Source organism: Achromobacter marplatensis, from assembly GCF_002209535.1.
Classification (GTDB): domain Bacteria; phylum Pseudomonadota; class Gammaproteobacteria; order Burkholderiales; family Burkholderiaceae_B; genus Achromobacter; species Achromobacter marplatensis.
The window spans coordinates 1-14,392 of sequence record NZ_NJIG01000005.1 but is presented as its reverse complement, the minus strand read 5'-3'; the positions used below and the strand labels follow the sequence as shown (position 1 = coordinate 14,392).

Genomic DNA, 14,392 nt, shown 5'->3' with positions numbered 1-14,392 from the left:
TCACAGCGAGGTGGCGGCGCGGGCAGCCTGGTCGTACAGGCCCGACAGGGTGCGCAGGGTGTTGGCCAACTGGTGGTTGGCGTCGTCCGCGGCGGGGGAGTCGATGAACGATTTGACGAGGCATTGCTCGCGCACTTCGGCGTAGCGCTGGATCGCGGCGGCGCCGGCTTCGGTGGTCGTGTAGATCACTTCCTTGCCCGTCTTGGCGCTTTGCACCACGCCCAGCCGTTCCAGCTTCTTCAGCGAATAGTTCACCAGGTGGGTGTCTTCGACATTCAGCGTGAAGCAGATGTCCGCCAGCTTCTTGCCTCGGCCGCGATGGAACACGTGGTTGAGCACCAGGATGTCCAGCGAGGTCAGTTCGGGCAAGCCGGCGCACGCCATGCAGCGCACCATCCAGCGGTTGAAGGCGTGGGACGCGATGATCAGGCCGAATTCCACCTCGGACAGCTCCGGGGCGGACGAGGCGAGATGGGCGGAGGAAACAATGGCGTCCCGGACGGATACGGACATGGACAAGGTAGCTGAGGGACGGATCGATGACAAAATGTTGGCGAATTATTGACGATTTGTCGATATGGAGGCATTCGGGATAACCCGAGGGAATAAGGGGGCGGGTGCGTCACCTGAGAGATCGGAAACGGCTACCGATATTTTGGAACCCGCGATAAGGCTCGAAATTCGGATTCATCTGATTTCTTTTTCGCGCAAGTTCTTCTAATTTGGGGGGGGGGCGAAAGTTTCAATATAAAAGGAGACAAATAGATACATATCGTCCGTGTGTGGCAAATAAGTAACTATAAATATCCAAAATAGACAAAACATCGCGGTTTTTGCAGTGAGACATACATATGGGAGTTGCTTTTTTCAGGCGAGGGAGAGGGCTGGCTGCAGTCGCCGTGATCGGTTCTTCGGCAGCCGCTTTTGCTCAGCCTCTGCCTGATGGCGGGCGCGCCGCCGAAATCCAGCGCCGGCAGGAACTTGAAATCGATGCACAACGCCAGCGGGCCGCTGAACGCCCTGACGTCCTGACGCCTGAAGGTCAGCCTGCCGCAAAAGCCCTGCAATTTCCGGCCGAGACTCCCTGCTTCGTCATCAAGCAACTGGTTTGGGTTGGCGCACAGCCGCCCGCATTCGTGTTGCAAGCCAGCCGCGCGGTGGTGGATCACTGCGTGGGCGGGCAAGGCTTGCGGACATTGCAGGAATATCTGACCAGTGAACTGATCGACAGCGGCAGGGTGACCGCTCGGGTGCTGGTGCCCGAACAATCGTTGGCGGAGGGCAGGCTGACGCTGCGCTATGTGCCGGGGCGGATATCCGGCGTCAAAGGCGACAACACCGTTGGCTGGTGGCGTACGGCGGTGCCGACGGGCCCAGGCGGCGAACTGAACCAGCGCGATCTGGATCAGGCGTTGGAGAATATTCGCCGGCTGGGCGGTCAGGCAGACGCGACGATAGACGTGGCGCCCGGCCCCGAACTGGGCGATTCGGACATTGTCATTCGCCCAGGCTCCGGCAAGCGCTGGCACGGTTATGTTGGCGGCGACAACGGTGGCATGGATGCCATCGGCAAGTATCAGGTCAATGCCGGGCTGACACTGGATTCACCGTTGTTCCTGTATGACCAATTGTCGGTGTCCTGGAACAGCAACGCGCGCTGGCGCGACTCGAATTCAAACACGCGTGCGGCGTCCATCAACTACAGCATTCCCTTCGGCTATTGGGCGTTCTTCGCGGGCACCAGCAAGTCGACCTACCGGCAAACCGTAGCCGGCTTCGACGAACCCATCATCTACGGCGGCACCACCAAGCAGGTGCAGGCGGGCGTGTCCGCCGTGCCCTATCGCGGCCCTTCCTACAAGGGTTCGTCGTCCTTGACGCTGCTGCGCAAGCGCACGACCAGCACGCTTAACGACGTAGACATCGACGTGCAGCGGCGCGACGTCACGGGCTACGAGTTCAACCTGGGACACCGCCACTATCTGGGCCGGGCAGTGCTGGACGTGGGTGGGGGCGTGCGCGGCACACTGGCGGGCCTGTCGGACAGGCCTGGCTACGTCTACGGTGATCCGGACTGGAACGGCCGCAGCACGATTCTCTCGGCGAATGCAGGCCTGCATCTGCCGTTTGAACTGGCGGACCAGGCCTGGGCTTACCAGGTGAACTGGCAGATCCAGCATGCCAAGACCCCGATTGTGCCGTCCGATTACTTCACCATCGGCAATCGTTACGCGGTACGGGGTTTTGACGGGCAGTTGACATTGGCTGCCGAGGACGGCTGGACGCTTCGCAATGACTTGTCGCTAGGCCTGGACAAGCTCTTGCACGTGCCTGGCCATCAGTTGTACGCGGGTTTGGACGCGGGCCGCGTGGGCGGTCCGTCTGCCGCGTCGCTGTCCGGCCGCACGCTGGTCGGCGCCGTCGCCGGGCTGCGCGGGCGGGTCGGCATGCCCTATGTCAATGCCAGCTACGACCTGTCAGCTGGCTGGCCCTTGAAAAAGCCTGAATCCCTGAAGACCGCCTCGACCGTGTTCGCGGCGGTCCTGATGTTCGAGTTCTGATCTCATTTCCACCGGATGCGCATGATGTTCAAACTACGCTCTCTGATTGTCTGGTCCGTTGTCTTCACGCAGATCTGGACGCCGGTGTTGGCGCAGACCTTGCCGATCTCGGTAGACAAGAGCGTGCCTGGCGCCAAGCCTTCGGTGGGCGTCAACAATGGCGTACCCGTCATCAACATCGCGCCGCCTTCGGCTGGCGGCGTATCCAACAACCGTTACACGCAATTCAACGTTGGCCCGTCGGGCGCCGTGCTCAACAACAGCGGCGGCGCAAGCCAGACGCAACTGGCGGGCCAGGTGGGCGGCAACCCCATGCTGGGCAATCAGCGCGCCAGCACCATCCTGAACCAGGTCACCGCGCCCAATCCGTCCCAATTGCTTGGCATCCTGGAAGTGGCCGGCAACCGGGCCAACGTTATCGTCGCCAATCCCGCGGGCATCACCTGCAATGGCTGCGGCTTTCTCAACGCCGATCGCGCCACCTTGACCACGGGCAAGCCGCAGGTCGGCGCCGACGGCGGCATCGGGTTCGACATCGCCTCCGGCAAGATCCGCGTCGAAGGCGCGGGGCTGAACGGCACCAACCTGAGTCAGGTGGACCTGCTGGCGCGCACGCTGGAAATCAATGCGGACGTCTGGGCCGACCGGCTCAACGTGAGCGCGGGCGCGGCCCGGGTGGATTACGCGTCCGGCGCCGTTTCCGCTCAGGTGGGCGACGGGGCGGTGCCCGAGGTCGCCCTGGATAGCGCGGCGCTGGGCGGCATGTACGCCAACAGTGTGCGCCTGATCGGCACCGAGGCAGGGGTAGGCGTGAACATCGGCGGCAATCTGGTCGCCCTGACCGGCGACCTGCAGGTCAACGCCGCGGGCGATGTCCGCATCGCCCCGCGCGCCACCGTGCAGGCGGCGGGCAATCTGCGCGTGGACAGCGGCCGTGATCTGGCCGTGCAGGGCGCAGCGCAGGCCGGCGGAACCGCCGCGCTCGCCGCGGTGCGCAACGTCTCCGTCCAGGGCGCCGTCGCGGCGGGCGGGGCCTTGAGCGTGGCGGCCGGCGGTGACGCCCTTGTCGGTACGCAGGGCAGCCTGCGCACGCAAGGCGCCTTGCGCATGGCTGCCGGCAAGGATCTGTCGCTGTCGGGCAATCTGCTGACCACCGATCAGAATGTGAGCGCGACCTCTGGCCGCAACCTGAAGGTGGCGGGCCAGGCGGTCGCGCCGCAGCCGGGCCAGGGCGGGACCGGCGGCAATGCCGGCGGAAACGGCTCCGGCACGGGTACGGGCTCCGGTACGGGTACGGGTTCCGGTACGGGTACGGGAAACGCTGGCAGTGAATCCGGTAAAACGCCGGATCCCGTCACGCCCGGTGGGCAGGGGGGCGGCGCTTCCATGGCGGCGGGCATCGTGTCCGCAAAGGAAGGCGTCACGCTGCAGGCGGGTCGTGACCTGGTGTTGCCGAATCAGGTATACGCGTCCGGCACGTTCCAGGCGCAGGCTAGCGCGAATGTCGTGTCCGATGCCGGGGGGCAGCTGCAGTCGGCACGCGGCATGACGATACGGGCGGGCGAGGCCGTCACGCTGGCCGGAGCGGCCCTGACGGATGGTGCGCTGGCCATCGAGGCCGCCCGAGACTTGCGCCTGGACGGTAGCGCGCTGGCCTATGGCGGCGCGCTGAACTTGAAGAGCGGGGGCGATTTGCGCCTGGGCGATTCCAGCAAGGCGCAGGGCACGCGCGTCGGACTGGACGCGGCGCGCGATCTGCGGGCCGGCGGCGAACTGGTGTCCGAGAGCACGGTAGAACTCAAGGCGGGACGCGATGCCGCGGTAGGCGCGCGAGTGCTGGCGCGCGGAGACCTGGATGTGCGTGCGCAAGGTGCCGCGGCGGTGACCGGACAGCTGGAATCGCTAGGCCGCGCGCGGCTGCAAGCAGGTGACGGCGCCACGCTGACGGGCAGCATGAGCGGCAATCAGGGCGTGGAGCTGCGCGCGGCCGGGCCGCTCGTCGTCAGCGGCACGGCCGGCGCGGCCCAAGGCGCGTTGACCCTGGCGTCGGACGGCGACCTGACCGTGGGCGGCAGCGCGCAGGCAGGCGGCCCGGTGACGCTTGACACGAAGGGCGCGTTGAACGTGGCCGGTACCGTGTCATCCCTGGCCGGGCTGACGGCCCAGGCCGCGGGCGATGCCACCGTCAACGGCAAGCTGCTGGCCGGCGGCCCGTTGCTGCTGGACGCGATAGGCCGGGTGGCGGCGGGCGTGGACTCGCGCCTGCAATCGGAAGGTGCGATGCAAGTGCGCGCTGGGAGCGACTTGGCCCTGGCCGGCATAGCGGAAACCAATGCGGGCCTGAACGTGGACGCGAGCCGTGACCTGCGCGTGGACGGCGCCGCCTTGGCCTATGGCGGCGAGTTGTCCCTGAACGCAGGTAACGGTTTGCTGCTGGGCAGCGCCAGCCGTGCGCAGGGCGAAGGCGTGACGGCGCGTGCCGGTGGCGATCTGCAGGCGGATGGCGCAATGACCGCGCGCGGCGATATCGCGCTGAACGCTGGCCGCGATGCCAGCCTGGGCGGCAAAGCCGCGGCCACGAACGACGTGAAACTCGAAAGCGGCCGCAATCTGGCCGTTGCGCAGGGCGCCCAACTGGACGCCGAAGGCAAAGCGGAACTCAAGGCGGGGCAGGATGCGGCGCTGGCGGGCACCGTGCGCAGCAACAACGGAAACCGCATCGAAGCCGCCGGCGCCTTGTGGCTGGACGGTGAAACCTTGGCGGTTTCGGGCGGGATCGATCTGCTGGCAGGAAGTGGCCTGACGGTGGGCAGCCAGGGCAAGGCGCAGGCAGGCGGCGCGTTGCGCGGCGAAAGCGGTGGCGCCTTGACGGTGGACGGCGAACTGGCCAGCCAGGGGGCGTTGACCCTGGTATCGGCGGGCGGCGCAAAGGTGGGCGGAAAACTTCTCTCCGGCGATACCTTGTTGCTGCATGCAGGCACGGATTTGCAGACAGGCCCAGCCGCGCAACTGCAATCGTCCAAGAACATGACGTTGAGCGCGGGTCAGGACGCCAGCTTGGCGGGCACGGCCTTGAGTGACGGCGGCATTACGATCGACGCGGTGCGCGGATTGCGCGTGGACGGCAGCGCGCTGGCCTACGGCGGCGGTTTGGCGATGAACGCCGGCAGCGATCTGCTGCTGGGTGATGCCAGCAAGACGCAGGGCAAGGGTGTTACCGCCCTGGCGGCGCGGGACCTCATCGCCGGCGGCGAGATGGTGTCGGTAGGATCGGCCACCCTGACCGCCGGCCGCGACGCGGTGTTCGGCGCCAAGCTCAGCGTCGATGGCGGGTTGATGCTGCGTGCGCAGGACAAGGCGACGCTCACGGGTCAGGTCGAAACGACGGGAGGGGCCAGCCTGCACGCCGGGGGCGACGTGGCCTTGTCGGGCAGCCTGCTGAGTAACCAGGGCACCGATGTCCGCGCCGGCGGCGCGCTGGATGTCAGCGGCACGGCCGGCGCGGCCCAAGGCGCGTTGACCCTGGCCGCCGAGGGTGACATGGCGGTGGGCGGCAGCGCGCAGGCGGGCGGGCCTTTGTCCATGATCGCAAAGGGCGCGCTGAGCGTCGCGGGCACGGCGTCGTCGCTGGCCGGATTGACGGCTCAAGCGGGAACGGATGGCACGGTCACGGGCAAGCTGCTGGCCGACGGCCCGCTGTTGCTGGAAGCAATGGGACAGTTGCTGGCGGGCGCCGACGCGCGCCTGCAATCCGAGGGTGGCATGGCCTTGCGTGCCGGGCAGGACCTGATCCTTGCCGGCGAGGCCGAAACCAATAAGGGCCTGACGCTGGAGGCCGCGCGCGATCTGCGCGTGGACGGTGCGGCGCTGGCCTATGGCGGCCTGTTGACGATGGATGCAGGCAACGACCTGCGTTTGGGCAACGCCAGCCGCACGCAGGGCAATGGCGTGTCGGCGCGCGCCACCGGCGATTTGCTGGCGGGCGGCGCGATGGCGTCACGCGGCGACATTCTGCTGACCGCGGGACGCGACGCGCGCGTCGATAGCAAGGCTGCGGCCACTGGCAACCTGTCGTTAGTCGCTGGGCGCGACCTCGCCATGGGCACGACGGCGCAATGGGATGCCGAAGGGGCGTCGCAGGCCCGGGCCGGCAACGATATGACGCTGGCCGGTGCATGGCGCGGCAACGGCGACATGACCATGACGGCCGCGGGCAAGCTGTCCGTCGATGGCGCGCTTGCCGCCAACGGCGGCCGCCTGAGTCTGGACGCCGGAGGCGACCTGTCGATGAGCGAACTTGCGCGGGTGGCGGCAAAGGGTCCGGTCAATGTGACGACGCTTGGCGACCTGCGCGTGGCGGGCGCGCTCAGTTCGCTGGACGCCTTGACCATGCAGGCCGCGCGTACCGCGACCTTGGCGGGGCAGGTCTACACGGCGCGCGGCCTGGACATCAGCGCGGGCCAGACGTTGACGGCCGCGGCCGGTTCGCACCTTCAATCCGACGCGTCGATGACGCTGCAGGCGGGGCAGGACCTGAACCTTGCAGGCACGGCGCTGGCCGAAGGCGGCATGACGCTGGACGCCGCGCGCGACCTGCGCGTGGACGGCAACGCGCTCGCCTATGGCAGTGCGCTGAACCTGAAGAGCGGCAACGATATGCGGCTGAGCGCCGCCAGTCAGTTGCAAGGCAAGGGCGTGCAGGCCGAAGCGGGCCGCGATCTGGCGTTGGACGGCATCCTTGTGTCCTCCGCCGATGCGGAGTTGCGCGTGGTGCGCGACGTCCGCGTGGACGGAAGACTGGGCGCCGACGGCGCGCTGGATTTCAGTGCAGGGGGCAACATGCGCCTCGGCGCAGCGGCGCAGCTCGACGCCTCGGAGCAGGCGCGATTGGCGGCTGCGGGCAATCTGGAACTGGCCGGGGCCGTGCGCGGCGACAAGGGCGTGCGCCTGGAAGCTGGCGGCCGGATGGATCTGTCCGGAACGGCCGCGTCGGCCAACGGTACGCTCGATCTGATCTCGGGCCTGGACATGGCGCTGTCGGCCGGTAGCCGGGCGCTGGCGGGCGGCATGCTGCAAGCGCGCGCAGGCGGCACGCTGTCGGCGGCGGGCACGGTTTCCTCGCTGGCGGACGTGATACTGGACGCGGTCTCCGACATCAGCCTTGCAGGGCAGAGTCTGGCCGCGGGCAAGCTGACGATCCTGTCCGGCGGCGCGCTGGCTACCGCGGCGGATTCGCGCCAGCAGGCCGACGGCTCGGTCGACGTGCAGGTCGACAGCGCGACGCTGGCCGGCATGCTGGTGGCGGGGCAATCCGCGACACTGCAAATCGACAAGGACCTGTCGGTGGATGGCACGGTTCTGGCCGATGCTGGAGCGCTCAAGGCCAGCAGCGGCGGCGCCATCAAGCTGGGCAGCCAAAGCGCGTTGCAAGCGGGCGGGCTGCTGCAGGCGCAAGCTGGCGGCAAGCTGCTGGCGAACGGCACGATCTCCGGCCAGCAAGACATCGTTCTGAAGGCCGGCACGGACGCTGAGCTGAACGGCAAGACGGTGGCCAACGGCAGTCTCAGCGCCGACGCGGGCGGCAATCTGACCATCGGCCAGGCGGGCCTGGCCCAGGGCAGCGGCGAGCTGCTGCTGAACGCAGGCCAGGACTTGCGCATCGCCGGCACTGCGGGCACCGCAGCGGGTGCGGGCGGCGGCGGCGGCACGCTGCAAGCCCAGGCGGGCCGCGACCTGTTCATCACGGGCACGGCGACCGCTGGCTCGCCCATCGTCCTGGGCGCCTTGCGCGATATTCGCATCGACGGCATCGCCACCGCGCTTGAAGGCGGCCTGACGGCCAATGCCGGCGAGAACCTGCGCGTTGGCACCGCCGGCAGAATGCAGGCTTCGGGTGGCTTGAGCGCCAGCGCGGGCGCGGACCTGGACGCCGATGGCGTCATTGCCGCCGGCGGCGGCCTGACGCTTACCGCAACCGGCGACGCCCGTTTGGGCGGCGTCGTGGCCGCGTTGGGCGAGAGCGCGGCGGGTAATGCCACGATCACGGCCGGGCGCGACCTGATCGCAAAGCAAAATGGCCAGGTCCAGGCCGCGGGTACGTTGACTGCCCGCGCTGACCGCGACCTGTACGCGGCGGGCGCCCTGAGCTCGGTGGGTGACATGGCGCTGGCTGCCGCGCGCGACGCGCGCGTGGACGGCACCGCAGCCACGGACGCGGACCTGACGCTGACGGGCCGTGACATCGCGGTCGGCGCCACCGGTCTGGCGCAGGCCGGTCGCAATCTGATCGCCACCGCCCAAGATTCGCTGCAAGCGGCCGGACGCCTGCTGGCGGGCGGCGCGCAATCGCTGACTGCGGGCGGCCGCATGACGGTGGACGGCACCGTCGCCGCCTTGCAGGGCGACCTGTCTTTGCACGCGCAGGGCGGCGACCTATCGCTGGGGGCGGATTCGCGCCTGCAGGCGGGAGGATCGCTGACCGCGCAAGCGAGTGGCGCGTTGAGCGCCTTCGGCGCGGCGGCGGCGGAACAAGGCATGACGCTGCGGGCAGGCACGGACGCAACGTTGGGCGGGATTGCCGCTACGCAAGCAGGCGACCTCATCGTCAACGCCGGCGGCAAGCTCTCCGTCCTGGAGGATGCCCGCCTGCAGGCGGGTGCGGCGCTGGACTTGAGCGCCGGCGGCGCGCTGAGCAACGCCGGGGTCGCTTCGGCGGGCACGGACGCCCGCCTGTCGGCCGGATCCATGCTGGACAACACGGGGTCGGTATTGGCGGGCGGCGATCTGGTCGCCACCACGTTGGGGCAACTTTCCAACGCCGGCCGGTTCGTCGCTGGCGTGGGCGCCGACGGCTCGCTCAGTCTGCCGGGCAGCATTGCGCTGACGGCCGGATCCATCGTCCATCGCGGCACCAGCCTGGCCGGCAAGGATGTGACCTTGTCCGCGGGAGGGCTGGATTTGGCGGGCGGCAAACTGTCCGCGGTCGGCAAGCTTGCCCTGGCGACACCGGGCAACATAGACACCAGCAATGCCGTCGTGCAGGGGGCAACCCTGGACATCACCGGCGCCGATCTGCGTAACCAGGGCGGCAAGCTGACCGCGACGGGCGACGCCGCGATCAAGCTGGGCGGGCAACTCGACAGCACCGGCGGGCTGATTGCCGCAGCCGGTGACGCGCATATTGAAGCCGCAAGCATCGTCAACCGCGACGGCACGCTGGCCGCCCGAGATCTTACCCTTACCGCTGCCGGCGCAATCGATAACCGCGGCGGCCTGATCCAGGCAGACAACGCGCTGACCCTGAACGCGGCCAGTCTGGACAACAGCGGTACGCTGGGCGCCGCGGACGCGCCGCCCAAGGGGGTGCTGGGCAAGGTGGTCTCCATCGTGGCGGACCGCGTCAACAACCAGGCGGGCTCCATCGAGGCAATCGAGGACCTTACCCTGACCGCCAAGGAATTGGACAACACAGGCGGTGAAGTCGCCTCGCAGGGCAACGCCAGCATCATCGCCGACACGCTCAAGAACGCACAGGGCAAGTTGCAGGCGGGCAAGAGCCTGACGGTCATTACGCAGGTGCTGCAGGGGCTGGGCACGCTGCAATCGGCGGGCGACCTGTCGTTCCAATACGCCGGGTCCCTGAACCAGGAAGGCGACATCGCCAGCGGCCGCGATTTGAACCTGTCGGTCGGCGGCGCGATGGACAACCGCGCCAAGATCACCGCTGCACGCGACCTGAGCATCACGGCGGATTCGCTGAACAACCAGGCTTCCGGAGCGTTGCTGGCCGGCGGCGTGAACACCATCAAGGTGGCCCAGGGCCTGAACAACGCCGGCCTGATCGACGGCGGCTCGACCCGCATCACCGCGGGCAGCCTGGACAATACGGGCCGCATTTATGGCGATGCCGTCGCGATCCAGGCAGGCTCGCTGGTCAACGGCGCGGGCGCGGGCGGCGGCGCCGTCATCGCCTCGCGCGGCAGCATGGACCTGGGCGTGGGCTCGCTGGTCAACCGCGATCACGCGCTGGTCTACACGGGCGCTGACCTGCGCATCGGCGGCGCGCTGGATGCCGCCGGCCGTGCCACGGGCCAGGCAGTTTCCCTGCTGAACGCCTCGGCCACTATCGAGGCTGCCGGCAACGCCAACATCTCGGCGGCGTCCATCCGCAACCAGAACGATCGCTATGTCAGCGAAACGGTGCAGGTGTCGACCACACCCAAGGTGTACTTCACACCGGCCGGCACCACCGATATGTATGACGCCGAAACGAACTGGCTGTGCGATGAAGTGACGCCCATGTGCAGCAAGGATCCGGCCTGGCTGGACGACGATCCGGAGCGCATGTTCCTGCTGCCGTCGACTACGTATCCGGCGTCGCAGTACGGCCCCCCGTTTGACTACGCGCCTTCCTACAAAGGGAAGGCGGGGCAGGATGCACCGATTGCTCCGGCGCGCATCGCGAATTTGCGCGAATGCCTGGCAAGCGGCGTCAATACCGAGAATTGTGTCGGAAAGACGCGCTATGCGCCGGGAGACAGGATCTGGTCGGTATTCGGGGTGCCACCGCCGGAGGGCAATATTCCGCCGATGGTCGAGTCGTGCCGAGGCGTGCAGTGCGAAATGGTGTCCACGCCGGAGCGTGACGCAGCGATCGCGCGAGACGAGAGCCGGCACGACCTGCTGGACGCGCGCATTCGCGCTTTCAACGCCGACTTCAGCAACCGCCTGGTGGGCACGTTCACCTACTACCGTGTGCAGGAGACCGTCACCGAGACCCGTACCGTTTCTTCCGACCCCGGCAAGATCCTGTCGGGCGGAGCCATGACGCTCACCGGCTCGGTCACCAACGACAAGAGCCAGATCGCCGCAGGCGGCGCGCTCACCGTCGCCGGTCCCGCCATCAACAACATTGGCGCGGGCGGCGAACGCATCGTCACGCGAGTCGGCACCGCTACGGTGACCCAAGCGCGCTCGAGCGATCGCAAGGAATACGCCAGTGCGTACAACGCCACCCTGGCGGGCCAGCCCATCGAGCTTCCGGTCGGCACGTCTGGGGGCTACGTCGCAGTCAAGCTCGACGGTTCCGCACCTGGCGCCAGCAACGGGGGAAGCGGACCCAGGCCGGTGCTGGTCGCCAGCGTCGACCTGCCCGGCGGAACGGTGGTGCGCACCGTCTCCAACCCGGCCGGCATTCCGGACAGCCAGCTCTACACCGTCAACGGCCGGCCGGATGCGCCCTACATCGTCGCCACCGATCCGCGTTTCGTCGGCCAGCGGCCCACCGTCTCCAGCGATTACTTGCTCGACCTGTTGAACCAGCCCGGCGCGCTGCCGGGCACCATCATCGGCGGCGGCGCCGGTTCGGGCGGCGGTCTTGACGGCCTGCGCCAGGACGGCCAGGTTGGCACCGGACCCGTCAACGTCGGCGTGGGCGCCGGCTCGGTCTCGGGTGCGGGCCAGGGCGGCGCCATGGTCGGCGCCAGCGGCAGCCTGGACGGCCAGCGTCTGGACGCACAAGGCGCGTCCGGCCCGACCGGCGCCACGCTGGGCGCGGGCGGCGCGCTCTCGGCGGGCGGCGCAGCCGCCGTCGCCGGCGGCAATAACCTGTCGGGTGCGCGCCTGGGCAGCTGGGACTCCCTGGTCCCCCCGGGCGCCAAGTTCCTGACGCCTTCGGGCCAGCCCAAGCGCCTGGGCGACGGCTTCTACGAGCAAAAGCTGGTGTCTGACCAGATCCTGGCCACCACCGGCCAGCGTTTCCTCGAAAACTACGGCGACAACGACAGCCAGTACAAGGCTCTGCTCGCCGCCGGCGCGCAATTTGCACGCGACAACGGCATCCAGCTTGGCGTCGCACTGACCGAGGAGCAGCAGCGCCATCTGGCTACCGACCTGGTCTGGCTGGTGGAGCAGACCGTCACGTTGCCCGACGGCACCACCGAAAGCGTGCTCGTGCCCCAGGTCTACCTGCTGGTGCGCGACGGCGACCTCAAGGGCGACGGCACGCTCATGGCCGGCCGGGACGTCAAACTGGCGGCCGAAGGCGACATCGTCAACAGCGGCACCATCGGCTCGCGCGACGCCACCGTCATGACGGCGGGCAATATCGTCAACCAGGCCGGCGGCCTGATCCAGGGATCCACCGTCGATCTTGCCGCGCGCGAAGACCTGACCAACCTGGTCTCGCTGATCAAGGGCGACAACGTTGCCTTGAAGGCGGGACGAGACATCGCCCTTACGTCCACCGCGGCCTCAGAGGACTTCGGCAGCACCTGGGGCTCGCACATCAGCGGCGTCGCCCGCGTGGATGCCGGCAACCTCAGCATGCAGGCCGGGCGCGACATCACCCTGACTGCCGCGCAGGTCTCCGTCAAGGACGACGCGCGCCTGCAGGCAGGCCGCGACATCGCCTTGGAAACGCTTACCGAAAGCCACGGCGAATCCCTGGTCTTGAACGCCAAGAACCGCCACGACTTGAGCACCAGCACGGAGATCGGCTCGACCCTGGCCGCGGGCGGCAACCTCACGATGATCGCGGGCCAGGACGTCACTGCGCGTGCGGCCGACGTCACCGCTGGCAAGCAGCTCGCCGTGGGGGCCGGGCGCGACATCAACCTGATCGCCGGCGCAGAAACCGGATCGGCTTACGACGAGGTCCGCTACAAGACCACGGGCTTCCTTTCGTCCAAGACCACGCACACCAAGACAGCCCTCGACTGGGAGCAGTCCTTGGCCACCACCTTCACCGGCGACACTGCCGTGCTGATGGCCGGACGCGACCTGACCGTGGCGGGCTCGAACGTTGGCGCGCAGAAGGACTTGGTGATGTCGGCCGACCGCGACGTCAACATCCTGGCCGGCCAGAACGCAGAGGACGGCTACGACTACAAAATGGTCAAGAAGTCGGGCTTCGGCGCGATGGGCGGCTTCAGCTACGGCACCAGCCAACAGACGGATTCGCTGGATAGCAAGAAGGTCTACCACAACGCCAGCACCGTCGGCAGCGTCGAAGGCGATGTGCTGATCAACGCCGGCAGCGCCCTGAACATCATGGGCAGCAACGTCGTCGCACGGCAAGGCGACATCACGCTGATTGGCAAGGAAGTCAACATCGGCGCGGCGCTGGACACCACGCAGCAGAAGGAATTCCACGAGATCAAGCAGACGGGGGTGACGCTTACCGCCAGTAATCCCATGGTCAGCGCAGTGCAGACCGGCGTGCGCATGGCGGATGCTGCGGGCAAGACGGACAACGCCGTCATGAAGGGCCTGGCTGGCGCCACGACTGGCCTGGCGGCCGTCAATGCGTATGACGCCGTGCAGGCCTCGGCCAAAGCCGCGGCGGCGGCTGAACTTGCCAAGCCCGGTTCCTCCAACGAGATCGACAAGGTTGGCGGCGTCAGCATCAAGCTTAGCCTGGGCACCAGCAAGAGCAGCAGCACGACCGACCGTAGTTCGTCCAGCGCATTCGGCTCGACGGTGTCGGCCGGCAAAGACCTGACGATCGTGGCGCAGGGCGCGGGCAAGGACTCGGACATTACCGTCACGGGGTCGAACCTGTCTGCGGGCAACAATGCGGTGCTCAAGGCCGAAGGCGACATCGTGCTGCAAGCGGCGCGCAATGCGTTCGAGCAGAAGACGGACAGCAAGAGCAGCAGCGCCAGCATCGGCATCGGCTATTCGACAGGTGGCCAGCAGAACGGCTTCACCCTTGAACTGGGCGCCTCGGTCGGCCGGGGCAACGCCAACGGCCGCGATGAAAGCTGGACCAACAGCAACATCACGGCGGGCAACGTGCTGGCGATGCAGTCGGGCGGCGACACCACGCTCAA

Annotated in this window: 3 protein-coding genes; 2 read left to right on the top strand and 1 reads right to left on the bottom strand. The window is 67.9% G+C overall.

Going from position 1 to position 14,392, the window contains the following annotated elements:
* Window positions 1-513 (bottom strand): winged helix DNA-binding protein, encoded by a 513-nt coding sequence (locus tag CEY09_RS12860; RefSeq protein ID WP_035213506.1) that lies wholly within the window; start codon window positions 511-513, stop codon window positions 1-3.
* A gap of 386 nt (window positions 514-899) precedes the next feature.
* Here CEY09_RS12860 and CEY09_RS12855 point away from each other — a divergent pair, with 386 nt between their 5' ends.
* Window positions 900-2,561, top strand: coding sequence for a ShlB/FhaC/HecB family hemolysin secretion/activation protein (locus CEY09_RS12855; RefSeq protein WP_377785535.1), 1,662 nt, complete (start codon window positions 900-902; stop codon window positions 2,559-2,561).
* A gap of 21 nt (window positions 2,562-2,582) precedes the next feature.
* A partial coding sequence (locus tag CEY09_RS12850; protein ID WP_158218667.1) for a two-partner secretion domain-containing protein occupies window positions 2,583-14,392 on the top strand: 11,810 nt, incomplete at its 3' end.

What these genes read in the sequence shown, in the direction of transcription:
- CEY09_RS12860 (WP_035213506.1), bottom strand. Translation starts at nt 513, where the DNA reads ATGTCCGTATCCGTCCGGGACGCCATTGTTTCCTCCGCCCATCTCGCC.